The 22900-nt window shown below is 63.2% G+C and carries 31 protein-coding genes; all 31 read right to left on the bottom strand.

Annotation, left to right across the window (positions count from 1 at the left end; all coding sequences use genetic code 11):
• Positions 1 to 66 precede the first annotated feature (66 nt).
• The 31 genes from rpsK to EAV90_RS31535 all read right to left on the bottom strand — a co-directional run bounded on the left by rpsK (position 67) and on the right by EAV90_RS31535 (position 22722).
• On the bottom strand, positions 67 to 456 hold the full coding sequence (gene rpsK / locus EAV90_RS31685) for a 30S ribosomal protein S11 (protein ID WP_007603045.1): 390 nt from the start codon (positions 454 to 456) through the stop codon (positions 67 to 69).
• Between the two features lie 122 nt (positions 457 to 578).
• A complete protein-coding gene (gene rpsM / locus EAV90_RS31680; protein WP_027574068.1) occupies positions 579 to 947 on the bottom strand; it encodes a 30S ribosomal protein S13 in 369 nt (122 codons plus the stop codon).
• 187 nt (positions 948 to 1134) lie between these two features.
• Positions 1135 to 1998 (bottom strand): adenylate kinase, encoded by an 864-nt coding sequence (locus tag EAV90_RS31675; protein ID WP_122402705.1) that lies wholly within the window; start codon positions 1996 to 1998, stop codon positions 1135 to 1137.
• Positions 1999 to 2275: 277 nt separating this feature from the next.
• Positions 2276 to 3607, bottom strand: coding sequence for a preprotein translocase subunit SecY (gene secY, locus EAV90_RS31670; RefSeq protein WP_129145684.1), 1332 nt, complete (start codon positions 3605 to 3607; stop codon positions 2276 to 2278).
• Between the two features lie 148 nt (positions 3608 to 3755).
• The gene (gene rplO, locus EAV90_RS31665) at positions 3756 to 4241 is read right to left on the bottom strand and encodes a 50S ribosomal protein L15 (RefSeq protein ID WP_036011044.1); all 486 of its coding nucleotides are present in this window, start codon (positions 4239 to 4241) and stop codon (positions 3756 to 3758) included.
• A 75-nt stretch (positions 4242 to 4316) separates the two neighbouring features.
• On the bottom strand, positions 4317 to 4511 hold the full coding sequence (gene rpmD, locus EAV90_RS31660; RefSeq protein ID WP_122402703.1) for a 50S ribosomal protein L30: 195 nt from the start codon (positions 4509 to 4511) through the stop codon (positions 4317 to 4319).
• Between the two features lie 25 nt (positions 4512 to 4536).
• Positions 4537 to 5133, bottom strand: coding sequence for a 30S ribosomal protein S5 (gene rpsE / locus EAV90_RS31655; RefSeq protein WP_014494507.1), 597 nt, complete (start codon positions 5131 to 5133; stop codon positions 4537 to 4539).
• 47 nt (positions 5134 to 5180) lie between these two features.
• Complete coding sequence (gene rplR, locus EAV90_RS31650) at positions 5181 to 5543, bottom strand: 50S ribosomal protein L18 (RefSeq protein ID WP_122402702.1); 363 nt, start codon at positions 5541 to 5543, stop codon at positions 5181 to 5183.
• A gap of 11 nt (positions 5544 to 5554) precedes the next feature.
• Positions 5555 to 6088: a 50S ribosomal protein L6 gene (gene rplF, locus EAV90_RS31645; protein ID WP_122402701.1), complete on the bottom strand. Its 534-nt coding sequence runs from the start codon at positions 6086 to 6088 to the stop codon at positions 5555 to 5557.
• Between the two features lie 16 nt (positions 6089 to 6104).
• Positions 6105 to 6503, bottom strand: coding sequence for a 30S ribosomal protein S8 (gene rpsH, locus EAV90_RS31640; protein WP_122402700.1), 399 nt, complete (start codon positions 6501 to 6503; stop codon positions 6105 to 6107).
• A gap of 14 nt (positions 6504 to 6517) precedes the next feature.
• A complete protein-coding gene (gene rpsN, locus EAV90_RS31635; RefSeq protein WP_122402699.1) occupies positions 6518 to 6823 on the bottom strand; it encodes a 30S ribosomal protein S14 in 306 nt (101 codons plus the stop codon).
• Between the two features lie 46 nt (positions 6824 to 6869).
• The gene (gene rplE / locus EAV90_RS31630; RefSeq protein WP_122402698.1) at positions 6870 to 7427 is read right to left on the bottom strand and encodes a 50S ribosomal protein L5; all 558 of its coding nucleotides are present in this window, start codon (positions 7425 to 7427) and stop codon (positions 6870 to 6872) included.
• Positions 7420 to 7734: a 50S ribosomal protein L24 gene (gene rplX / locus EAV90_RS31625; RefSeq protein WP_122402697.1), complete on the bottom strand. Its 315-nt coding sequence runs from the start codon at positions 7732 to 7734 to the stop codon at positions 7420 to 7422. Before rplX ends, rplE begins: the two co-directional genes overlap by 8 nt.
• Positions 7734 to 8102 (bottom strand): 50S ribosomal protein L14, encoded by a 369-nt coding sequence (rplN, locus tag EAV90_RS31620; RefSeq protein WP_007603030.1) that lies wholly within the window; start codon positions 8100 to 8102, stop codon positions 7734 to 7736. Before rplN ends, rplX begins: the two co-directional genes overlap by 1 nt.
• Before the next feature lie 84 nt (positions 8103 to 8186).
• A complete protein-coding gene (gene rpsQ / locus EAV90_RS31615) occupies positions 8187 to 8435 on the bottom strand; it encodes a 30S ribosomal protein S17 (protein ID WP_024342452.1) in 249 nt (82 codons plus the stop codon).
• 13 nt (positions 8436 to 8448) lie between these two features.
• Positions 8449 to 8655, bottom strand: coding sequence for a 50S ribosomal protein L29 (gene rpmC / locus EAV90_RS31610; RefSeq protein ID WP_011088144.1), 207 nt, complete (start codon positions 8653 to 8655; stop codon positions 8449 to 8451).
• A 5-nt stretch (positions 8656 to 8660) separates the two neighbouring features.
• Positions 8661 to 9074 carry a 50S ribosomal protein L16 gene (gene rplP, locus EAV90_RS31605; RefSeq protein ID WP_008136349.1) on the bottom strand — a complete coding sequence of 138 codons (414 nt, stop codon included), beginning with the start codon at positions 9072 to 9074 and terminating at the stop codon, positions 8661 to 8663.
• Positions 9075 to 9104: 30 nt separating this feature from the next.
• A complete protein-coding gene (gene rpsC, locus EAV90_RS31600) occupies positions 9105 to 9827 on the bottom strand; it encodes a 30S ribosomal protein S3 (RefSeq protein WP_122402696.1) in 723 nt (240 codons plus the stop codon).
• A 17-nt stretch (positions 9828 to 9844) separates the two neighbouring features.
• Positions 9845 to 10231, bottom strand: coding sequence for a 50S ribosomal protein L22 (rplV, locus tag EAV90_RS31595; RefSeq protein ID WP_008549264.1), 387 nt, complete (start codon positions 10229 to 10231; stop codon positions 9845 to 9847).
• A gap of 10 nt (positions 10232 to 10241) precedes the next feature.
• Entirely contained in the window at positions 10242 to 10520 is a 279-nt protein-coding gene (gene rpsS / locus EAV90_RS31590; protein ID WP_008136357.1) for a 30S ribosomal protein S19, read from the bottom strand.
• Between the two features lie 12 nt (positions 10521 to 10532).
• Complete coding sequence (gene rplB, locus EAV90_RS31585; protein WP_060736369.1) at positions 10533 to 11366, bottom strand: 50S ribosomal protein L2; 834 nt, start codon at positions 11364 to 11366, stop codon at positions 10533 to 10535.
• Positions 11367 to 11378: 12 nt separating this feature from the next.
• Positions 11379 to 11681, bottom strand: coding sequence for a 50S ribosomal protein L23 (locus EAV90_RS31580; RefSeq protein WP_025036992.1), 303 nt, complete (start codon positions 11679 to 11681; stop codon positions 11379 to 11381).
• A complete protein-coding gene (rplD, locus tag EAV90_RS31575; RefSeq protein WP_091894751.1) occupies positions 11678 to 12298 on the bottom strand; it encodes a 50S ribosomal protein L4 in 621 nt (206 codons plus the stop codon). The genes EAV90_RS31580 and rplD overlap by 4 nt, the downstream gene beginning before the upstream one ends.
• A 1-nt stretch (position 12299) precedes the next feature.
• Complete coding sequence (gene rplC, locus EAV90_RS31570; protein WP_122402695.1) at positions 12300 to 13013, bottom strand: 50S ribosomal protein L3; 714 nt, start codon at positions 13011 to 13013, stop codon at positions 12300 to 12302.
• Between the two features lie 52 nt (positions 13014 to 13065).
• Positions 13066 to 13374: a 30S ribosomal protein S10 gene (gene rpsJ, locus EAV90_RS31565; protein WP_002712302.1), complete on the bottom strand. Its 309-nt coding sequence runs from the start codon at positions 13372 to 13374 to the stop codon at positions 13066 to 13068.
• A gap of 81 nt (positions 13375 to 13455) precedes the next feature.
• Positions 13456 to 14646 carry an elongation factor Tu gene (tuf, locus tag EAV90_RS31560; protein ID WP_027574053.1) on the bottom strand — a complete coding sequence of 397 codons (1191 nt, stop codon included), beginning with the start codon at positions 14644 to 14646 and terminating at the stop codon, positions 13456 to 13458.
• Between the two features lie 40 nt (positions 14647 to 14686).
• Positions 14687 to 16759 (bottom strand): elongation factor G, encoded by a 2073-nt coding sequence (fusA, locus tag EAV90_RS31555; RefSeq protein ID WP_122402694.1) that lies wholly within the window; start codon positions 16757 to 16759, stop codon positions 14687 to 14689.
• A gap of 33 nt (positions 16760 to 16792) precedes the next feature.
• Positions 16793 to 17263: a 30S ribosomal protein S7 gene (gene rpsG, locus EAV90_RS31550; protein ID WP_018647239.1), complete on the bottom strand. Its 471-nt coding sequence runs from the start codon at positions 17261 to 17263 to the stop codon at positions 16793 to 16795.
• 15 nt (positions 17264 to 17278) lie between these two features.
• A complete protein-coding gene (gene rpsL, locus EAV90_RS31545) occupies positions 17279 to 17650 on the bottom strand; it encodes a 30S ribosomal protein S12 (protein ID WP_007603006.1) in 372 nt (123 codons plus the stop codon).
• Positions 17651 to 18555: 905 nt separating this feature from the next.
• Positions 18556 to 20535 (bottom strand): ABC transporter ATP-binding protein, encoded by a 1980-nt coding sequence (locus EAV90_RS31540; RefSeq protein ID WP_129145683.1) that lies wholly within the window; start codon positions 20533 to 20535, stop codon positions 18556 to 18558.
• Positions 20536 to 20667: 132 nt separating this feature from the next.
• Positions 20668 to 22722 carry an FAD-dependent oxidoreductase gene (locus EAV90_RS31535; RefSeq protein WP_122402692.1) on the bottom strand — a complete coding sequence of 685 codons (2055 nt, stop codon included), beginning with the start codon at positions 22720 to 22722 and terminating at the stop codon, positions 20668 to 20670.
• Between the last annotated feature and the right edge of the window lie 178 nt (positions 22723 to 22900).

Raw genomic sequence — 22900 nt, 5'->3', positions numbered from 1 at the left:
CCGCGGGTCACTCCCGCGGCTTCTTAGTAAAGTCATTGCGGGCGCCGATGGGCCCGCAACTTGGTATCAAACGCGCCGGCGCTTACGGGGACGGCAACCGTTGTGCGGGATCGTGGTCACGTCGCGGATCGAGGTGACGGTGAAGCCTGCGGCCTGGAGCGCGCGGAGCGCTGACTCGCGGCCCGAACCGGGGCCGGCGACTTCGACTTCCAGCGTGCGCATGCCGTGCTCCTGCGCCTTCTTGGAGACGTCCTCGGCGGCGACCTGCGCGGCGTACGGCGTCGACTTGCGCGAGCCCTTGAAACCCATCGTACCGGCCGACGACCAGGCAATCGTGTTGCCCTGCGCGTCGGTGATGGTGATGGTCGTGTTGTTGAACGACGAGTTCACATGCGCGACGCCGGAGGCGATGTTCTTGCGCTCACGACGACGAACGCGGGTGGCTTCCTTGCCCATTGAGTCCCTTTCCTGAAGATCTCAAACGCCGCCGTAATGCCAGCGGCTACACCTGTGGAACGAAAAGCGCGTGGCGAACGGGTCATCCCCTTCCGCCACACGCCGCGACTAGATTCGAAAACTTACTTCTTCTTGCCGGCGATGGCCTTGGCCGGGCCCTTGCGCGTACGCGCATTGGTGTGGGTGCGCTGACCGCGCACCGGCAGACCGCGACGATGACGCAGGCCGCGATAGCAGCCGAGGTCCATCAGACGCTTGATGTTGATGCCGACCTCACGACGCAGGTCGCCCTCGACGAGATAGTCACGGTCGATGACTTCGCGGATCTGGAGCACTTCGGCGTCGCTGAGCTGATTGACGCGACGATCCTCGGGGATCTTCACCTTCTCCATGATGTCACCGGCGATCTTCGGGCCGATGCCATGGATGTACTGGAGCGCGATCAGCACGCGCTTGTTGGTGGGAATGTTCACGCCGGCAATACGGGCCACGGCCTTCTCTCCTGTTGCCGACCCCTCGTCAGGAATCGGGCTTTAAGTGCTTGCTCTCTCGGGCAGGTGTTCACAAACGCGAACACGACGCCCACCCCCGGTCTTCCTGGGGCCCGGCATCGTCTGAAACTATCCGACTTGGATGCGGGGCTTATTAGGGGATTCCGGGGGCTTTCGTCAACCGCTGCTAGCGCTTGGCTCGCTTTTTCGTGACCTTTTTTGCAGCCTTTTTGGCCCCTTTTTTGACGGCCTTCTTGGCCGTCCTTTGGGCTGCCATTTTGACCGTTTTCGTGGTCGCCTTCTTGGCCTTCCCGGCCTTTTTGACCGACTTTTTGACGGTTTTAGCCGCTCTGGTGGCCTTTTTGCCTGCCTTCGGCGACTTTTTGGCCGATTTCTTCGCCGTCTTGGTCTTTTTGGCCGGTCCCGACTTGGCTGCGCTTCGGGCATGCGTCTTGGGCTCGACCGCGCCCAGCGCCAGGAGCTGGCGGTGGATGGCGCGGGTGACCTCGTCGATGGCCATCATGCCGTCGATGGTCGAGAGCTTCCGACGCTCGGAATAGTAGTGAATCAGTGGTTCCGTCTGGCTGCGGTAGCTGGCAAGCCGTTTGGTCAGGACCTCCGGGGTGTCGTCGAGCCGGACCTCCTCGCCGCGCTCCCGCATCTGGGCAACGCGAGTTTCGACGCGGCTCAGCAGCGCGCTCTCATTGACACGGAGCTCGATCACGGCGTCGAGCTTGAGATGCTTGCGCTTGAGCAGCTCGTCCAACGCCTCGGCCTGCGGCACGGTGCGCGGGAAACCATCGAGGATGAAACCGTTCTTGGCGTCTGGCTGGTCGATGCGGTCGGAGATGATTCCCACCACGACATCGTCGGGCACGAGGCCACCGCTGGCCATGATCTCCTTGGCTTTCAGCCCGACAGGCGTCCCGGCCGCAACCGCGGCACGCAGCATCTCGCCGGTCGAGAGCTGGATGATGCCATAGCGCCGCACCAAGAGCTGCGCCTGGGTCCCCTTGCCCGACCCCGGCGGTCCCAGAAGTATAATTCTCATCGGCGTACGCCCCCCCGGATTGGTGAGCGATACGTCGCGCACCTGCGTTTGAAGATCAAGGACAGTGCAAACCACAATCGGCTGCGCACCGCTACCCATATCATAGGGGAGCGAACGCCCGGACGCCAAGAAGGCCTTGGAAACCAGTGATTGCGTCGCAGTAGGAGCTGCTCTGCCGATGCAACCGGGTGGCTCGCTGGTCGCATCCGGTCGCACCGTGCGCTCTTCGCGCGGCGAATCGGCGGCGCAGTAGCGCCGCCTTCAGGCGAGGCCGCGGTTAGCGGCGGCGACCGCGCAGCTTGGACTTGCGGATCAGGCCTTCGTACTGATGGGCCAGCAGATAGCCCTGCACCTGCGCCACCGTATCCATGGTGACACTGACCACGATCAGCAGCGAGGTGCCGCCGAAGTAGAACGGCACCGAGGCGTAGGAGATCAGGATCTCCGGGATCAAGCAGACGATGGCGAGATAGATCGCGCCGAGCACGGTGATGCGCGACAGCACGTAATCGATATATTCGGCGGTGCGCTCGCCGGGACGGATGCCCGGAATGAAGCCGCCATGTTTCTTCAGATTGTCCGCGGTCTCGGTCGGGTTGAACACGATCGCGGTGTAGAAGAAGGCGAAGAACACGATCAGCGCGAGATACAGGATCAGGAACAGCGGACGGCCATGGCCGAGCTGGGTGGTGATCCACTGGAACCATTCCGGCCCGCTGCCCGCGTTGAAATTCGCAACCGTGGTCGGCAGCAAGAGCAGCGAGGATGCGAAGATCGGGGGGATCACGCCCGAGGTGTTGAGCTTGAGAGGCAGATGCGAGGACTGGCCCTCGAACATCTTGTTACCGACCTGGCGCTTCGGATACTGGATCAGGAGCCGGCGCTGGGCGCGCTCCATGAACACGATGAAGCCGATCACGGCGACAGCCATGACGATGACGACCAGGATCAGCCCGGTCGACATCGCGCCCTGACGGCCGAGCTCGAGCATGTTGGCGAGCGCCGCGGGCAGCTCGGCGACGATGCCGGCGAGAATGATCAGCGAAATGCCATTGCCGATGCCGCGCGAGGTGATCTGCTCGCCCAGCCACATCAGGAACATGGTGCCGCCGGTCAGGGTAATCGCCGTGGACAGGCGGAAGAACATGCCGGGGTCGCTGACCACGTTGCCGGCGCCTTCGAGACCCACCGCGATGCCATAGGACTGGAACGCAGCCAGGATGACGGTCAGGTAGCGGGTGTACTGGTTGAGCGTCTTGCGGCCGGCCTCGCCTTCCTTCTTCAGCGCCTCGAGCTGCGGCGAGACGGTGGTCAGGAGCTGGATGATGATCGAGGCCGAGATGTACGGCATGATGTTCAGCGCGAAGATCGCCATGCGGTGGATGCCGCCGCCGGCGAACATGTTGAACATGCCGAGGATGCCGCCCGCCTGGGAGCGGAACACCTGCTCCCAGATGTTGGGATCGATGCCCGGCAGCGGGATGTAGGTCCCGAGCCGATAAACGAGCAGCGCACCCAGGGTGAACCAGATGCGCTTCTTCAGTTCGTCGGCCTTGGCAAACGCGCCGAAATTGAGATTGGCTGCCAGTTGTTCCGCTGCAGAGACCATCTTGGACTTTCTCCCGCCGCCTGTTGCGCCGTCATGCCCGCGGCCGGGCTAGTTTAGCGGACGCCGGACATTATCTGGGGCTCGGCTTCGATAAGTCCACGTCCCGCATGCGTAAAGGCCCGCGCGCCGCGGGCCGATGACGCAGTTGTTACGCCGCCTCGCCTTCTTCCTTGGGCTGGGCGAGGATCTTCACCGAGCCGCCGGCCTTCTCGACCGCCGCGATAGCGGTCTTGCTCGCGCCGTGCACCTCGATGTTGAGCTTGGACTTGAGCTCGCCGCGGCCGAGCAGCCGCAGGCCGCCCTTGGCGCGACGCAGCACGCCACCCTTCACCAGGGCTTCGACGTTGACGACGCTGCCGGCGTCGATCTTCTTGGCATCGACCGCTTCCTGGAGCCGGTCGAGATTGATCTCGGCGAACTCGACGCGGAAGATGTTGTTGAAGCCGCGCTTGGGCAGACGGCGATGCATCGGCATCTGGCCGCCTTCGAAACCCTTGATGCGCACGCCCGAACGCGCGGTCTGGCCCTTGCCGCCGCGGCCGGACTGCTTGCCCTTGCCGGAACCGATGCCGCGGCCGACGCGCATACGCTTTTTGCGCGAGCCGGCGTTGTCGGCGATATCGCTGAGCTTCATCGCCCTTCTCCTTGTGTCTTGCGCACGATCTTCACCGAAAACCGCTTCCCGCTTTCCGGGATCGTGCGCCTTTGCTTACTTCTCGTCGACGATGCGGACGAGATGGTGAACCTTCTCGATCATGCCGCGGACCGCCGGAGTGTCCGGCAATTCGCTGGTACGGCCGATCTTGTTGAGCTTGAGCCCGATCAGCGTCGAGCGCTGCGAGTGATGGCGGCGAATCGCGCTGCCGATCTGCTCGACCTTGATCGTCTTTGCGGCCTTGGCCATGTGGATCTACTCCGAAAAGCTTCCGTTAGTCGGCAGCCGCCTCGGCGTCGCCGCCGATCCGACGGGACTGGAGGGTGGACACCTTGATGTTGCGGCGGGCTGCGACCGAACGCGGCGAATCCTGATGCTTCAGCGCGTCGAAGGTCGCGCGCACCATGTTGTACGGGTTCGACGAGCCGATCGACTTCGCCACCACGTCCTGGACGCCGAGCGTCTCGAACACGGCGCGCATCGGGCCACCGGCGATGATGCCGGTACCGGCCGGAGCTGCACGCAGGTAGACACGGCCCGCGCCATGACGACCGGCAATGTCGTGATGGAGCGTGCGGCCCTCGCGCAGCGACACGCGCGTCAGGTTGCGCTTGGCGGACTCGGTCGCCTTGCGGATCGCCTCAGGCACTTCGCGCGCCTTGCCGTGACCGAAGCCGGCGCGGCCCTTCTGGTCGCCGATCACGACCAGCGCTGCGAAACCGAAGCGCTTGCCGCCCTTGACGACCTTGGCCACGCGGTTGATGTGGACGAGCTTGTCGACGAACTCGCTGTCGCGCTCCTCGCGCTCCCTGCGTTCACGTCCGCCGCCGCGTTGATCGCGTCCACCACGTTGTTCGCGTTCAGCTGCCATGGTTTTTCCAATCCTTCAGAGGCTTACGCCCCAATCCTCAAATTCTGTTAGAAGCTCAGCCCACTCTCACGCGCCGCGTCGGCCAGAGCCTTGACGCGCCCGTGATAGAGATAGCCGCCGCGATCGAACACGACTTCCTTGACGCCCTTCTCGACCGCGCGCTCGGCCAGCAACTTGCCGACTGCTTTCGCTGCATCGATGTCCGCACCGGTCTTGCCGCCGTCGCGCATCGACTTCTCGAGCGACGAGGCAGAGGCCAGCGTCTCGCCCCTCAGGTCGTCGATGACCTGGGCGTAGATGTGCTTGGACGAGCGGAACACCGACAGACGCGGACGGCCGCCGGCGGAACGGCGCAGCTTCAGCCGCACACTCCGCTTGCGCCGGGCATTCGTAACCTTGGCTTTCGACATGACCGGCTCCGTTACTTCTTCTTGCCTTCCTTGCGGAAGATGAATTCGCCCACGTACTTCACGCCCTTGCCCTTGTAGGGCTCCGGCGGACGGTAGGCGCGGATCTCGGCGGCGACCTGACCGACGCGCTGGACGTCGCTGCCCGCCACCGTGATCTCGGTCGGCTTCGGCACGGTGATCGTGATCCCCTCGGGGATCGGATAGATCACGTCATGGCTGTAGCCGAGCGCGAGCTGGAGGTTCTTGCCCTGCATCGCGGCACGATAGCCGACGCCGGTGATCTCGAGCTTCTTCTCGAAACCCTTGGTGACGCCTTCGACCAGATTCGCGACCTGGGCGCGAGCGGTGCCGTACAGCGCCCGCGCGCGGTTGGTCTCGGCCCGCGGCTTGACGTTGATCTGGCCGTTCTCGAGCTTCACCTCGACGTCGTCGTGGACGATGAACTGAAGCTGGCCCTTCGGCCCCTTCATCTTGACGGTCTGGCCGTCGACGGTCGCGGTAACGCCCGACGGCACCGTCACAGGCTTCTTGCCAACACGTGACATGGATCGAAAATCCTTCTCAGAACACCGTGAAGAGGACTTCACCGCCCACATTCGCGTCGCGCGCGCTGTGGTCGGCCATGATCCCCTTCGGCGTCGACAACACCGAAATGCCGAGTCCATTGTTCACCCGCGGCAGGTTCTTCACCGAGGCGTAGACGCGGCGCCCGGGCTTGGAAACGCGTTCAATCTCGCGGATGACGGGCTCGCCGTCGAAATACTTCAGCTCGATCTCGATCTCGCTGCGGCCCGAGGAATGCTCGAGCGTGGCGTAGCCGCGGATGTAGCCCTCGGCCTTCAGAACCTCGAGCACGTTCTCGCGCATCTTCGAGCCAGGCGTGGAGACCTTGGTCTTCGAACGCAACTGCGCATTGCGGATACGGGTGATCAGATCGCTGATTGGATCGTGCGTAGACATCTAAACGACCCTCCTTACCAGCTGGACTTCACGAGGCCCGGGACCATGCCCTTGGAGCCAAGGTCGCGCAGCGCGATACGGGACAGCTTGTTCTTGCGGTAGTTCGAGCGCGGACGGCCCGACAATTCGCAACGCATGCGGATGCGGGTCGCCGACGAATTGCGCGGCATTTCCGCCAGCTTCAGGGTCGCGGCGAACCGCTCCTCCATCGGCAGCGTCTTGTCGGCGATGATCGCCTTCAACCGCTCGCGCTTGGCGGCGGCGTTCTTCACCATCCGCTTGCGCCGGTTGTTCTTCTCGACTGAACTCTTCTTTGCCATGCTTGGCTCCTGGGTATCCGCGTTTGAGAGGCTCTAGGTCAGCGTCTCACTGCCGGAACGGGAAATTGAAAGCGGTCAACAAGGCCCTCGCCTCTTCGTCGGTCTTGGCCGTGGTGCAGACGGTGATGTCCATACCGCGAGCTTCCGCGACCTTGTCGAAGTCGATCTCGGGGAAAATGATGTGCTCCTTGATGCCGAGCGAATAGTTGCCACGGCCGTCGAAGCTCTTCGGGTTCAGACCGCGGAAGTCGCGGACGCGTGGCAGCGCGACATTCACCAGGCGATCGATGAACTCGTACATGCGGGCCTTGCGCAGCGTGACCTTGCAGCCGATCGGCTGGTTCTCACGCAGCTTGAAGGTCGCGATCGCGATGCGCGAATAGGTCACGATCGCCTTCTGGCCGGCGATCTGGGTCAATTCGGCAGCGGCGGTCTCGGCCTTCTTGCGGTCGTTGACCGAATCGCCGACGCCCATGTTCAGCACGACCTTGTCCAGCCGCGGAACCTGCATGACGTTCTGGTAACCGAACTTCTCGGTCAGAGCCGTACGGATCTTCGCGTCATATTCCGCGCGCAGGCGCGGTGTGTAAGCGGCCTCAGCCATCGATCTCAGCTCCCGAGCTCTTGGCGATGCGAACCTTCTTGCCGTCCGCCAGAATCTTGAATCCGATGCGGGTCGGCTTTCCGTCCTTGCCGACATACGCGATGTTGGACAGGTGGATCGGCGCCTCTTTCGAGATGATGCCGCCCTCCTGGGCCTGCGTCTGCTTCTGGTGACGCTTGACCATGTTGATGCCGCGCACCAGCGCGGTGCCGGCGTCGGGACGAACCTCGAACACTTCGCCGGTGCGGCCCTTGTCGCGGCCGGTCAGCACGACGACCTTGTCGCCCTTGCGGATCTTCGCAGCCATCACAGCACCTCCGGCGCGAGCGAGATGATCTTCATGTGGTTCTTGGCGCGCAGCTCGCGCGGCACGGGCCCGAAGATACGGGTGCCGACCGGCTCGGACTGGTTGTTGATCAGGACGGCGGCGTTGCGGTCGAAGCGGATGACCGAACCGTCGGCGCGGCGGATGTCCTTGCGGACGCGCACCACGACGGCCTTCATCACGTCGCCCTTCTTCACCTTGCCACGCGGGATAGCTTCCTTGATCGAAACGACGATGATGTCGCCGATCGTTGCGTAGCGGCGCTTGGAGCCCCCAAGCACCTTGATACACATGACACGGCGTGCGCCAGAATTGTCGGCCACGTCGAGGTTGGTCTGCATCTGAATCATTGATGCACCTCGTCCTCTTTCTCTTTGCGCCAGCCCAGCCGGCGCTCAACATTTCCCTGAAGTCAGTCGGCTAGAGCCAACAGATCAGGCGCTTTTCTTGTGTTCGCCCCGGATCACGACCCAGCGCTTCAACTTCGAAATCGGCTTCGTTTCCTCGATCCACACCATGTCGCCCGGCTTGAACTGGTTGCTCTCGTCGTGCGCGTGGTAGTTCTTCGAACGGCGGATCGTCTTCTTGTAGATCGGGTGCGTGAAGCGGCGATCGACGCGCACCACGATGGTCTTGGCTTGCTTGTCGCTGACGACCACGCCCTGCAAAGTACGTTTCGGCATCTTCGTAAGCCTCTTACTTCTTCTTCGCGCGCGTCTGCGCGGCGACGGTCTTGATCCGGGCGATGTCACGGCGAGCCTCGCGCAGGCGCGAGGTGTTCTCGAGCTGCCCGGTGGCGCGCTGGAAGCGCAGGTTGAAGCGCTCCTTCTTCAGGTTCAGGATGGCATCATCCTGCTGATCGGGGCTCATCGCACGGATGTCTTCGATCTTCATCTGGGCCATGGCCATTACTCCGCAATGCGCTCGACGAAGCGCGTCTTGATCGGCAGCTTGGCGGCCGCCAGGGTCAGCGCTTCACGCGCCGTCTGGGTGTTGACGCCGTCGATCTCGAACAGCACCCGGCCCGGCTTGACGCGCGCGACCCACAATTCCGGCGAACCCTTACCGGAGCCCATGCGGACTTCGGCCGGCTTCTTGGACACCGGAACGTCGGGGAACACGCGGATCCAGACGCGGCCGGCGCGCTTCATGTGACGGGTCAGCGCGCGACGGGCGGCTTCGATCTGACGCGCGGTGACGCGCTCAGGCTCGGTCGCCTTCAGGCCGAACTGGCCGAACGCCAACGTCGCGCCCGAAGACGCAACGCCGTGGATGCGGCCCTTATGCGCCTTCCGGAACTTCGTTTTCTTAGGTTGCATCATGGCTTTAAGCCCTCAAATTCTCAGGTCAGCTCAGGCTGCAGCCGCGTCGCGGCGCTGCCGGCCGCCACCACCGCTACCAGTGCCCTCGCCTTCGGCCATTCTCTTGTCCTGGGCCATCGGATCGTGCTCGAGGATCTCGCCCTTGAAGATCCAGACCTTGACGCCGCAGGTGCCGAAGGTCGTGAACGCGGTCGCAACGCCGTAGTCGATGTCGGCGCGCAGCGTGTGCAGCGGCACGCGACCTTCGCGGTACCACTCCATGCGCGCGATTTCCGCACCGCCGAGACGTCCCGAGCAGTTGATGCGGATGCCCTCCGCGCCGAGGCGCATCGCCGACTGCACGGCGCGCTTCATGGCACGGCGGAACGCCACGCGGCGCTCGAGCTGCTGCGCGATCGACTCCGCCACCAGCGTCGCATCGAGCTCCGGCTTGCGGATCTCGACGATGTTGATGACGACGTCGGACGAGGTGATGTCCGCGACCTTCTTGCGCAGCTTGTCGATGTCCGCACCCTTCTTGCCGATCACCACACCCGGACGGGCCGAGTGGATGGTGACGCGGCACTTCTTGTGCGGACGCTCGATCACGATGCGGGCAACGGCAGCCTGCTTGAGCTCCTTGTGCAGGATCTCACGGATCTTGACGTCCTCGTGCAACAGCTTGCCGTATTCCTGCTTGCCGGCGAACCAGCGGGAATCCCAGGTCCGGTTGATGCCGAGACGCAGACCGATCGGATTGATCTTTTGACCCATCGTGTTCTCCTGCGCCCTTAAGCGGCGGCTTCAGCTTCGACCTGACGAACGATGATCGTCAGCTGCGAAAATGGTTTGTAGACACGGCCCGAGCGGCCGCGGCCACGAGCGGCAAAGCGCTTCATCACGAGGCCGTTGCCGACGAAGGCCTGCGCAACGACGAGATCGTCGACGTCGAGGTCGTGGTTGTTCTCGGCGTTGGCGATAGCCGATTCCAGGCACTTCTTCACGTCGACCGCGATCCGCTTGCGCGAAAACTGCAGGTCGGCGAGCGCAGCAGACGCCTTCCGGCCGCGAATGAGCTGGGCGACCAGGTTGAGCTTCTGCGGGCTCACCCGCAGCATCCGGGCGACCGCCTTGGCCTCGTTGTCGGCGAGGCTCCGTTCGCGCTTAGGTTTGCTCATCGTTTAATCCTCAAGCCTTCTTGGCTTTCTTGTCGCCGGAGTGGCCATGGAAGGTCCGGGTCGGCGAGAACTCGCCGAACTTGTGACCGACCATTTCCTCGTTGACGGCCACCGGCACGTGCTTCTGACCGTTGTAGACGCCGAAGGTCAGGCCGACGAACTGCGGCAGGATCGTCGAGCGACGGCTCCAGATCTTGATGACGTCGTGACGGCCGGACGCACGGGCGGCATCTGCCTTCTTGAGCAGAGAACCCTCGACGAACGGGCCTTTCCAGACTGAACGAACCATGTCCGGCGTTCCTTACTTCTTCCGCTTGTGGCGGCTTAGGAGAATGAATTTGTTGGTCGACTTGTTGGTACGGGTCTTCTTGCCCTTGGTCGGCTTGCCCCACGGAGTGACCGGGTGACGACCGCCCGAAGTGCGACCTTCACCACCGCCGTGCGGATGGTCGATCGGGTTCATCGCGACACCGCGGTTGTGCGGCCTGCGGCCCATCCAACGCTTGCGACCGGCCTTGCCGATCGAGGTGTTCATGTGATCCGGGTTCGACACCGCGCCGATCGTGCCGCGGCAACGGCCGTGCACCAGGCGCTGCTCGCCCGAGTTCAGGCGGATGATCACGTAATCCTGGTCGCGACCGACGAGCTGGGCGTAGGTGCCGGCGGAACGGGCGAGCTGGCCGCCCTTCCCGATCTTGACCTCGATGTTGTGGATGATCGTGCCGACCGGCATGTTGCCGAGCGGCATGACGTTGCCCGGCTTCACGTCGACATAGTTGCCGGCAATGATGGTGTCACCCACGGCCAGGCGCTGCGGCGCCAGGATGTAGGCCTGCTCGCCGTCCTGATACTTGATCAGCGCAATGAAGCCGGTGCGGTTCGGATCATACTCCAGCCGCTCGACGGTCGCGGGGACGTCGACCTTCTCGCGCTTGAAGTCGACGGTGCGCAGCGTCTGCTTGTGACCACCGCCGCGGAAACGCACGGTGATGCGACCAGTGTTGTTGCGGCCGCCCGAGGACTTCTTGCCCTCGGTGAGCGCCTTGAGCGGCTTGCCCTTGTAGAGGGCCGAACGATCGACCATGACCAGCTGGCGCTGGCCTGGCGTCGTGGGATTGAATGTCTTCAGTGCCATCGTCGTACGACCTTACAGACCGGTGGTGACGTCGATCCGGTGACCCTCTTCGAGAGTCACGATCGCGCGTTTGCTGTTCGACTGCGAGCCGATGGTGCCGCGGAAGGCCTTGACCTTGCCCTTGCGGACCAGCGTGTTGACGCTCTTGACCTTGACGTCGAACAGCTTCTCGATCGCTTCCTTGATCTGCGGCTTGGTCGCCTTGGCGGCCACCTTGAAAAGCACCTTGTTGTGCTCCGAAGCGATCGTCGCCTTTTCGGTCACGACCGGCGACAGGATCACGTCGTAGTGGCGAGGCTCGATGTTCTTGCTCATTTGAAGCGCGCCTCCAGCGCATCGATGGCGGCCTTGGTCAGAACGAGTTTCTGACGGCGCAGGATGTCATAGACGTTGATGCCCTGGATCGGCAGCACGTCCATGTTCGGGATATTGCGAGCCGCGGCGGCGAAACCGTTGTTGAGCTCGGCGCCGTCGATGATCAGCGCATTGGTGAGCCCGAGGCCCGAGAAGTGGCCGAGCAACGCCTTGGTCTTGGCGGTCTCGAGCGCGGCCTTCTCGATCACGACGAGATCGCCGTCCTTGGCCTTGGCCGAGAGCGCATGCTTGAGCGCCAGGGCGCGGACCTTCTTCGGCAGGTCGGTGGCGTGCGAACGCACCACCGGACCGAAGGCACGGCCGCCGCCGCGGAACTGCGGCACGCGGGCCGAGCCGTGACGAGCACCGCCGGTGCCCTTCTGCTTGTACATCTTCTTGCCGGTGCGCCAGATCTCGGCGCGGCCCTTGGCCTTGTGCGTGCCGGCCTGGCGCTTGTTGAGCTGCCACTGCACGCAGCGCGCGATGATGTCCTCGCGCGGCTCGAGGCCGAAAATGGCGTCGGAGAGCTGGACCGAGCCGGCTTCCTTACCTTCGAGGGTGGTGACCTTCAATTCCATCTCACGCCTCCTGCGTAGCCGGAGCGGCTTCCGCGTCGCCAGCAACCTTGAACTTGCCGGGCTTCGGAGCTTCCTTCGGCAGCGGCTTCTTGACGGCATCGCGCACGCGGATCCAACCGCCCTTGGAGCCCGGAACGGCGCCTTCGACGAGGATCAGGCCCCGCTCGACATCGGTCTGGACGACGCGAAGGTTGAGCGTGGTGATGCGATCGACACCCATGTGGCCGGGCATCTTCTTGTTCTTCCAGGTCTTGCCGGGGTCCTGACGGCCACCGGTCGAACCGATCGAGCGGTGCGAGATCGACACACCGTGCGTGGCGCGCAGACCGCCGAAGTTCCAGCGCTTCATGCCGCCGGCGAAGCCCTTACCGACCGAGGTGCCCGTGACGTCGACGAACTGGCCGACGACGAAGTGGTCGGCCTGGATCTCGGCGCCGACCGGGATCATGGCATCCGCAGAGACGCGGAATTCCTCGACCCGGCGCTTCGGCTCGACCTTGGCGACCGCGAACTGGCCGCGCTCGGCCTTGGGCATGTAAACGGTCTTGCGGCTGCCCGAACCGAGCTGGAGCGCGACGTAACCGTTCTTCTCTTCGGTGCGGTGGCCTACGACCTGGCAATTGCCGAGCTTCAGCACGGTCACGGGGATATGTTCGCCAGCCTCCGTGAAGACCCGCGTCATCCCGACCTTTTGTGCGATCACTCCGGAGCGCATCGGCTTGCTTCCTGTTCTCTTTGTCCGCTTTTGGCGAACGGGATCCAAAATCTTAGAGCTTGATCTCGACGTCGACACCGGCGGCCAAGTCGAGCTTCATCAAAGCATCGACGGTCTGCGGGGTCGGATCGACGATGTCGAGCAGGCGCTTGTGAGTGCGCATCTCGAACTGTTCGCGGCTCTTCTTGTCGACGTGGGGCGAACGGTTGACGGTGAACTTCTCGATGCGGGTGGGCAGCGGAATCGGTCCGCGGACCTGCGCGCCGGTGCGCTTCGCCGTGTTCACGATCTCACGGGTCGACGTATCGAGGATACGATGGTCGAACGCCTTGAGACGGATACGAATATTTTGGCCGTTCATTGCCGTGGTCTCTCTTCAGTGGGTGGCGAATAGCGAATAGCGAATGTCACCATTCGCTACTCGCCGTCCCTTTTCTCGTAATTACTCGATGATCGAGGCGACGACGCCGGCGCCGACGGTGCGGCCGCCTTCGCGGATCGCGAAGCGAAGCTTCTCTTCCATCGCGATCGGCACGATCAGGTGCACTTCCATCGCGATGTTGTCGCCCGGCATCACCATCTCGGTGCCTTCCGGCAGGTGCACGACACCGGTCACGTCGGTGGTGCGGAAGTAGAACTGCGGACGGTAGTTGGTGAAGAACGGGGTGTGGCGACCGCCCTCTTCCTTGGTGAGGATGTAGGCCTCAGCCTTGAACTTGGTGTGCGGCTTGACCGAACCCGGCTTGGCCAGAACCTGGCCGCGCTCGACGTCCTCGCGCTTGGTGCCGCGGAGCAGCGCGCCGATGTTGTCGCCGGCCTGGCCCTGATCGAGCAGCTTGCGGAACATTTCGACGCCGGTGACGGTGGTCTTCTGGGTCGCACGCAGACCGACGATCTCGATTTCCTCGCCGACCTTGACGACGCCGCGCTCGACACGGCCGGTCACGACGGTGCCGCGGCCCGAGATCGAGAACACGTCTTCAACCGGCATCAGGAACGGCTGGTCGATCGGACGCTCCGGCTGCGGAATGTACTCGTCGACGTTGCGCATCAGCTCGAGGATGGCGTCGTGGCCGAGCTTCTTGTCGGAGTCTTCGAGAGCGGCAAGCGCCGAACCCTTGATGATCGGGATCTTGTCGCCGGGGAATTCGTACTTGGAGAGCAGCTCGCGGACTTCGAGCTCGACGAGCTCGAGCAGCTCCGGGTCGTCGACCATGTCGCACTTGTTGAGGAACACGACGAGCGCGGGCACGCCGACCTGGCGGGCGAGCAGGATGTGCTCGCGGGTCTGCGGCATCGGGCCGTCAGCGGCCGACACGACCAGGATCGCACCGTCCATCTGGGCGGCGCCGGTGATCATGTTCTTGACGTAGTCGGCGTGGCCGGGGCAGTCGACGTGGGCGTAGTGGCGGTTCGTGGTCTCGTACTCGACGTGCGCGGTCGAGATGGTGATGCCGCGCGCCTTCTCTTCCGGCGCCTTGTCGATCTGATCGTACGCGGTGAACGTCGCACCGCCGGTCTCGGCGAGGATCTTGGTGATCGCCGCGGTCAGCGACGTCTTGCCATGGTCGACGTGACCGATGGTGCCGATGTTGCAGTGCGGCTTGGTACGTTCAAACTTTGCTTTGGCCATTTGACTCTCCGTTCAATCGTCGGCTTGAGACCGACGATAATCAGGCAAACTTCTTCTGGACTTCTGCCGACACGTTGGCCGGCGCTTCTGCGTAGTGGTCGAACTGCATGGTGAAGGTCGCGCGACCCTGGCTCATGGAGCGCAGGTTGTTCACGTAACCGAACATGTTCATGAGCGGCACCATCGCATTGATGACGTTGGCGTTGCCGCGCATGTCCTGCCCCTGGATCTGACCGCGCCGGGAATTCAGGTCGCCGATGACCGAGCCGGTGTAGTCTTCCGGGGTCACAACTTCGACCTTCATGATCGGCTCGAGCAGGACGGACTTGCCCATCTGCAGCGCTTCGCGGAAGCAGGCACGCGAAGCGATTTCGAAGGCGAGCGCCGACGAGTCGACGTCGTGATACTTGCCGTCGACGAGCTGCACCTTGACGTCGACCACGGGGAAGCCCGCGACCACGCCGGACGACAGCACGCTCTCCAGGCCCTTCTCGACGCCGGGGATGTATTCCTTCGGCACCGCACCGCCGACGATCTTCGATTCGAACTCGAAGCCCTTGCCGGGCTCGTTCGGCTCGACGATGAACGACACGGCCGCGAACTGGCCGGTACCGCCGGTCTGCTTCTTGTGGGTGTAGCTGTGCTCCACCCGCTTGGTGATGCGCTCGCGGAACGCCACCTGCGGCGCGCCGATGTTGGCGTCGACCTTGTAGGTGCGCTTGAGGATGTCGACCTTGATGTCGAGATGGAGTTCGCCCATGCCCTTGAGGATGGTCTGGCCGGACTCATGGTCGGTCGACACGCGGAAGGACGGATCCTCCGCCGCGAGCTTGGCCAGCGCCACGCCCAGCTTCTCCTGGTCGGCCTTGGACTTCGGCTCGATCGCGATCTCGATGACCGGCTCGGGGAATTCCATCTTCTCGAGGATGACCTGATGGTCGGGATCGCACAGCGTGTCACCGGTGCGCGCTTCCTTCAGGCCGGCCAGCGCGACGATGTCGCCGGCATAGGCTTCCTTGATGTCCTCGCGGTTGTTTGCATGCATCAACAGCATGCGCCCGATCCGTTCCTTCTTCTCGCGGGTCGAGTTCACGACGCCGGTGCCGCTCTGCAGAATGCCGGAATAGATGCGGCAGAAGGTGATGGTGCCGACGAACGGGTCGTCCATGATCTTGAACGCGAGCAGCGCCAGCGGCTCCTTGTCGTCCGCCTTGCGCACGACTTCGTTGCCCTTGTCGTCCGTGCCCTTGATCGCGGGCACGTCGAGCGGCGACGGCAGATAGTCGACGACGGCGTCGAGCAGCGGCTGCACGCCCTTGTTCTTAAAGGCCGAGCCGCACAGCACGGGATAGAACGCGCCGGTCAGCACCGCCTTGCGGATCAGGCGTTTCAGCGTCGCCTCGTCCGGCTCCTTGCCGTCGAGATAGGCGGCCATGGCGTCGTCGTCGAGCTCGACGGCGGCTTCCACCATCTTCTCGCGGTATTCCTTGGCCTGGTCGACGAGATCTTCCGGAATATCGACATAATCGAACTTCGCACCGAGCGATTCATCGTTCCAGACGACGCCCTTCATCTTCACGAGATCGACGAGACCCTTGAAGTTGTTCTCGGCACCGATCGGGAGCTGGATCGCGACGGGCTTGGCACCCAGACGGTCAACGATGTCGGACAGGCACTTGAAGAAGTCCGCACCGATCTTGTCCATCTTGTTGGCGAAGACGATACGCGGAACCTTGTACTTGTCGCCCTGGCGCCAGACGGTCTCGGTCTGGGGCTCGACGCCCTGGTTGGAGTCGAGCACGCAGACGGCGCCGTCGAGCACGCGCAGAGAACGCTCGACTTCGATGGTGAAGTCGACGTGGCCGGGCGTGTCGATGATGTTCAGGCGCTTGCCGTTCCAGAAGGCGGTGGTCGCAGCCGAGGTGATCGTGATGCCACGCTCCTGCTCCTGCTCCATCCAGTCCATCGTCGCGGCACCTTCGTGCACTTCGCCGATCTTGTGGCTCTTGCCGGTGTAATAGAGGATGCGCTCGGTCGTCGTGGTCTTGCCGGCGTCGATATGCGCCATGATACCGAAGTTACGGTAGTCCTCGATGGCATGTTGGCGGGGCATGGGGTGTTCCTTGCGAGTCCGTTTGTTTCGCCGTTACCAGCGATAATGCGAGAAGGCGCGGTTGGCTTCCGCCATGCGGTGCACGTCTTCGCGCTTCTTGACGGCGTTCCCCCGGTTGTTCGATGCGTCCAAGAGCTCCGCCGAGAGCCGCTCGGTCATCGTCTTCTCATTGCGCTCGCGCGCGGCCGCGATCAGCCAGCGGATGCCCAGGGCCTGCCGGCGGGTCGAGCGAACCTCGACCGGAACCTGATAGGTCGCGCCGCCGACGCGGCGGGAGCGCACCTCGATCGTCGGCATGACGTTCTCGAGCGCCTGCTCGAACACGCCGAGCGGGTTCTGCTTGGTCTTGGACTCGATGATGCCGAACGCGCCGTAGACGATACCTTCGGCGACCGACTTCTTTCCGGCGTACATCACCGAGTTCATGAACTTCGTGACGATGATGTTCCCGAACTTCGGATCCGGGAGAACTTCGCGCTTTTCCGCAGAGTGGCGACGAGACATAGGCTTGGTTCCCGCTTACTTCGGACGCTTGGCGCCGTACTTCGAACGGCGCTGCTTACGGTTCTTGACGCCCTGGGTATCCAGAACGCCGCGGAGGATGTGGTAGCGCACGCCGGGCAAGTCCTTGACGCGGCCGCCGCGGATCATGACCACCGAGTGCTCCTGGAGGTTATGACCCTCGCCGGGGATGTAGCCGATCACCTCGAAGCCGTTGGTCAGGCGCACCTTGGCAACCTTACGAAGCGCCGAGTTCGGCTTCTTCGGGGTCGTGGTGTAGACGCGCGTGCAAACACCACGCTTCTGCGGCGATTGCTGCAGCGCCGGCACCTTCTTGCGCGACTTCTGCACTTCCCGCGGTTGAGCGATCAGCTGGTTGATCGTCGGCATTCTGGCCTTCACCCTTTTTCTGCCGCGGCCCCTCTCGGGTCCGCTGTCTTGCCGCGGCCCGTCACCGGGTCCGCAAATTCTGTTCGAGCCACCCGCCCGAGGGGCCACCTTGCGCGAAATAACCCACGCAAAGCGAAATTGCGCCAACCGCTCCATCAACGAGCGGAAAGCGCTTCGACGCCACAGAGGACCGCAGTAGTGAGGCCGTTCAGCGTAACGCCGCGGCCCGCGCACTGAGGTCATGCATCCGAATTCGATCTCAAGAGAACATGCTCAAGAGAACTAAAGTCGCACTGGCATTGCCTAGCTATGATCGACAGCGTTTGAGCGGCATTCGTCGAGGTTGGTGCCCGCCTTTACGACCCCTTATGGATCTAGTCCTTGGGGATCAACGGGTGGCCCGTTCCGACGCTGGCGATGCTCACCGCCTGTCGTTAAGTGAGGCGCTTTCTATAAGTGAGAATCGGTCAAGTCAAGGTGAAACGACAGTCACAAAGCGCCTCACGTGCCTGCAGAAATAGCCTCCTGGCCGCCTCCGCGCACCCGTCCGACATGGGAACGAAGAGTCCGATCTGCTAGGCTCGAAAGAGGATTATACCCGGATTAAATATAGTTTTATTATCAAACAGAGGGCTTTTTTCTGCCCATACACAGATCTGACGGCTGGCGAACAGGCTTTCCAGCATTCCCGGCGTGCCGCGTTGGGCGGTCTCGCGGGGATTTCGATGGGAGTGGTCGATCCGCGGGGGCCGATCCCCCAAACCGCTTGTCGAAAAAAGTTGGCGGCTCCACGTCGGCCGAACGCCTTGCGCAACAGAATCAATGAGTCGGTGCTGGACCACACGCGCTTGGGAGACGAGACATGGATCGGCCAAGCCGGCTCCCTTGGAGCCGAACGCCTCCGGTCACTCCTCCTCGTCCTCGTCGTCCTCGTCGCTGTCGTCGTCGGCGTGAGCCGACACGCCATGCGGCTGGTGGATCTGATCGTTCCACAGCTTGCGATAGGTGCCGTTCTTGGCGAGCAGCTCGGCATGGGAGCCGCGCTCGATCGCCCTGCCCCCTGAAATCACGATGATCTCGTCCATCTCGACCACCGACGCGAGGCGGTGGGTCGACCAAATCATGGTGCGGCCCTTGGCGAGCTTCAGCAGCGTGCGGTTGATCGCGGCTTCCGTGGTCTGGTCGAGGGCCGAGGTGGCTTCGTCCAGCAGCAGAACGGATGGGTTACGGATGATCGCACGCGCGATCGCGATGCGCTGGCGCTGGCCACCCGACAGCGTGTCTCCGCGCTCGCCGACCTGCGTGTCGTATTGCTGCGGCAGGCTCATGATGTAGCGGTGGATCTCGGCCTTCTTGGCCGCCTCCTCCACCTCTTCGTCGGTCGCCCCCTCCTTGCCGAGCCGGATGTTCTCGCGGATCGACATGTTGAACAGCATATTCTCCTGGAACACCACCGCCATGCTCCGACGCAGCGAATCCAACGTCACCTTGCGGACATCGACGCCGTCGATGGTGACGCGGCCTTCATTGGGCACGTAGAGCCGCAGAATCAGATTGAGCAGCGTGCTCTTGCCGGAGCCTGAGGGGCCGACGATGGCGATGCGCTTGCCGGCCTTGAGCTTGAGGCTGAGATTGTCCAGTACCGGTGTCTGACTGCCCTCGTACTGGAAGGTGACGTGATCGAAAGTAATGTCGTTGGTGATGCGCGGCAGATCGGGCGCGCCGGGGCGATCGGCACCGCGGGTCGGCTCGTCCAGCAGCTCCTGGATGTGGCGGATCGCGGCGGCCGAGGAGATCGACACCGGGATGAAGTGCATCACGTGGGCGATGTTGTAGGAGACCTCCCAGAACGCGCTCTCGAAGGTGACGAAGGTGCCGATGGTGATCTGGCCCTTGGTCGCCAGATAGGCGCCGATCGCGAGCACCACGAGGTGCAGGAGCAGCACCGAGACGGTGACCGTCCGCTCCACCATGGTCGACAGGAACGCGGCCGAGGCGATCTTGTTGCGGGTCTCGTCGTTGCGCAAGGTGAAGAAGCCGAACATCTTGCGTTGCAGGCTGAACGCCTTGATCACGGCCTGCGCCGCCACGTTCTCCTGCACCATTCCGAGCAGCGCGCTCTCGTTGAGCTTCTGCTCGTAATTGGCCTGCACCGCTTTCGGCGTGAGGATGCGCGGGCCAATCAGCGTGATCGGGAACACCAGAAGCGCGACCACCGCGAGCTGCCAGTTCAGGAACAGCATCAGGATGATGCCGGCGATCAACTCCAGGAACGGCAGCGCGGCGCTGTTGGCAAAGGTCTTGACCGAGCCTTCGAAGGCCGAGAGGTCGACCGAGAAGCGTGACAGGATCTCGCCGCGCTTGGTGCGGCCGAAATAGGCCGCCGGCAGGTCCTGGACGTGCTCGAACAGGCGCTTGCGGACATCGGAGATGATGCAGGCGGCAAGCCGCGCGTCCCAGCGCTCGTACCAGACCGCAACGATCGAAGTGAAGATGCCGGCGACGGCGAGCGCGCCGAGTATCTTATAGAGCGCCTGAAAATCCTCCTCGCCGAGTGCGTCGTCGATCAGGAACTTGAGGCTGAGCGGCATGATGACGTTGAACAACGTCTCGACCACGACGCCGAATGCGACGAACGACAGCATCCGCTTGTAGTTGGAGAGATAGGGTTTGACGAACCCGACGATGGTCGCGAGCGCGCCGGCGGCTTCCCGCGCGGTAAAGACGACGAGGTCCTCGTCCTCGTCGTCGAGCTCCAGCTCGTCATCCTCCTGATCCTCGTCGTCTTCGAGGTCCGGCTTGGCGAGGGCAAGCTTGTCGTCGAGCTCGGCCGCCTCTTCCGCGGCGAGCTTCTGTTTGTCGGGCGGGAGGGGCTTGGACGCCATGAAACCAACCGATGCTGACGGCCGGCCTGACCGCAGAGAGAACCAGAAAATAGCGGCAACCGCTATTGCACCGATTCTATGCGATCAGGATGAATTCGGCAAAACAATTGGCGAATCCGACCTGCCCCGCGGCTAGTCCTCGTCCTCGACTTTATCGAAGAACGAATAGCGCAAGGAGTCCGCGTCCGCATACCACTGCCCCGGCCCCTTGTTGGCGGCGAGCGTCGCCTCCCAGAGCGCATCGGTACAATCCTTGCGGTGCATCGAAAGCTCGAAACCGTTGCCGAAGAACAGTTCGGACCATTCCCACCAGGTGCCGAGCTTCTTGACCCCACGCAGGAGGTCGTAGCGGTCGATCAATGCCGGCGCCATGTCCGAGGTGATCGAGCCGAACACGAGGCCGGTCTTGACCACGCGGTTGAGCTCGCGGATGGCGCGGGTCACCTGCTTCGGGGAGACGTGGCAGAGGCTGGTCTCGAAGACGAAGTCGAACGTGCCGTCCTTGAACGGCAGGTCGGTGATTGATCCGAGCTTGTTGTACTTCTTCAGCGCTTTCGGCGTCTTGGCATGGATGGCCCGATTGTTCTCGATTCCCCATGCGTCGATGCCGCGATCGCGCAGCGCGCCGACCAGCTCGCCGCTGGCGGAGCCCGCGACCAGCAGCTTGGCCCCCGCAGCCTTGCCCCAGACGATGTCGATCAGCCTGGCGAGGTAATCGGGATCGGTGAAGTGCCGCCACGCTTCGTGATAGGGGCCGAGGCCGCGATAGTTCTCGAAATAATCGCGATCGATCTTGTTCGAGAGCGGCTCGTTCTGCTGCGCGCGTTCGCGGCGCAGGCGCATCATCTCGGTCAGGATGATGTCGGTCGCCGCGTCCGAGGAGTCGAGCAGGCCGTTCAGCGTCGAATCGAACAGATAGTCGCCGACCACCACGATGCCGGGATGCTCCTTCGGCTCGGGCCGGTGATTGGTCATGACGTCGCGCACGGGCAAGCCGCCCGGCAGCGCATTCACCGACGACAGCCAACGGTGGATCTTGCCTTCCATGAAATGCAAACGCGCATCGCCGAGGGAAGCCGGCAGCGATTTCAGGGCGGCATCGATCAGCTCCTGATCCGACAGATTGGCAAAAGCCAGCGCGTCGGAGCCGGGAATGAGCCAGTTCAGAACGCCATGCTTGCCGACGTCGTGGCGCGCGCCCTCGTTGTAAACGCAGCAGCCGCCGAAGGCCTCCGACATGAACCAGGCGCCCGGAATCTTCTCGCCCCAGAACGGCTCGTCGAACAGGATCGAGACGCGCAGATAATGCGCGGGGCGGTCGAAATAGGCGACGTGCTTGACCATCGACTTGCGCAGCTGCTCGCCCTCCCAGCCGAGGGTGGCGAGCCAGGAATGCGGCAGGCAGACCAGCACGAGATCGAAGTCGCGGGTCTCCGGTCCCTTGCCGTTCATCATCTTGAGCTGATAGCGGCCGGTCGGCGCCTTGCCGACGGTGAGCACGCGGTGATTGAGCTGGATGTCGGCATTGACCTCCGACTGCAGGCACTCGATCAGCTGCTCGTTGCCATTCTGGATGGAATAGAGGCCGATATAGCCGTCGACATCCATCAGATAGTTCTTCAGCGCGTTGAGACCGTTGGTGTTGTGGCTCTCGGTCGCGATGTCGGAGCGCGCCATCACCTTGAAGAAACGCTTTGCCGTGTCGTCCTCGACCTCCTCGTCGAGCACCTGCTCGGCGGTCTTGTAGGCCCAGGGATTCTCGTTGTCGTGCGCGCCGACGCCCTCGTAATATTCGATCGGCGACATCACCTCGGTACAGCGCTTGCGGAACGCCTCGATCGCGGCCGCGGTCTTGGCGCCGTACTTGCGGCGCATGCCCGGCACGTCATTGAGGAGCTCGCCGCCGAAATGCACCTGCTCGGCGTCCATGGGAATGGTCTGGAGGCCGAAATGCTGGATCAGCTCGCGCAGCGGATCGGGGCCGGTCATCGAGTAATCGTAGATCTCGGCAACGCCGGCCTCGTACATGGCGGGCGCCGAATCGAATTTGCGCGTGACGATCTTGCCGCCGAGCCGGTCGGAGGCCTCGTAGATGGTGACGCGGCAGAGATCGCCGAGTTTGCGCTTCAGATACCAGGCGCTCATCAGCCCGCCGGGGCCGCCGCCTACGATTGCGAGATCAAGCATGAGAGTTCCGTGGTCTTCGGCCCCTGCCCCGTCGCGGGACCACCGGGCTAAGCTCTCCTAGCAGAAGCGCTTTTGCGGCTGAAGGAAAGATGAACAAAGATTTTCCCGCATCGCAGCAGGCGAAGGAAACAGCAAAAAAAGGCCGGCAAAAGCCGGCCTTTTCATTGTCCCCAGTATT

Source organism: Bradyrhizobium vignae, assembly GCF_004114425.1.
Classification (GTDB): Bacteria; Pseudomonadota; Alphaproteobacteria; order Rhizobiales; family Xanthobacteraceae; genus Bradyrhizobium; species Bradyrhizobium vignae.
This window is presented reverse-complemented; position numbering and strand designations above follow the sequence as displayed.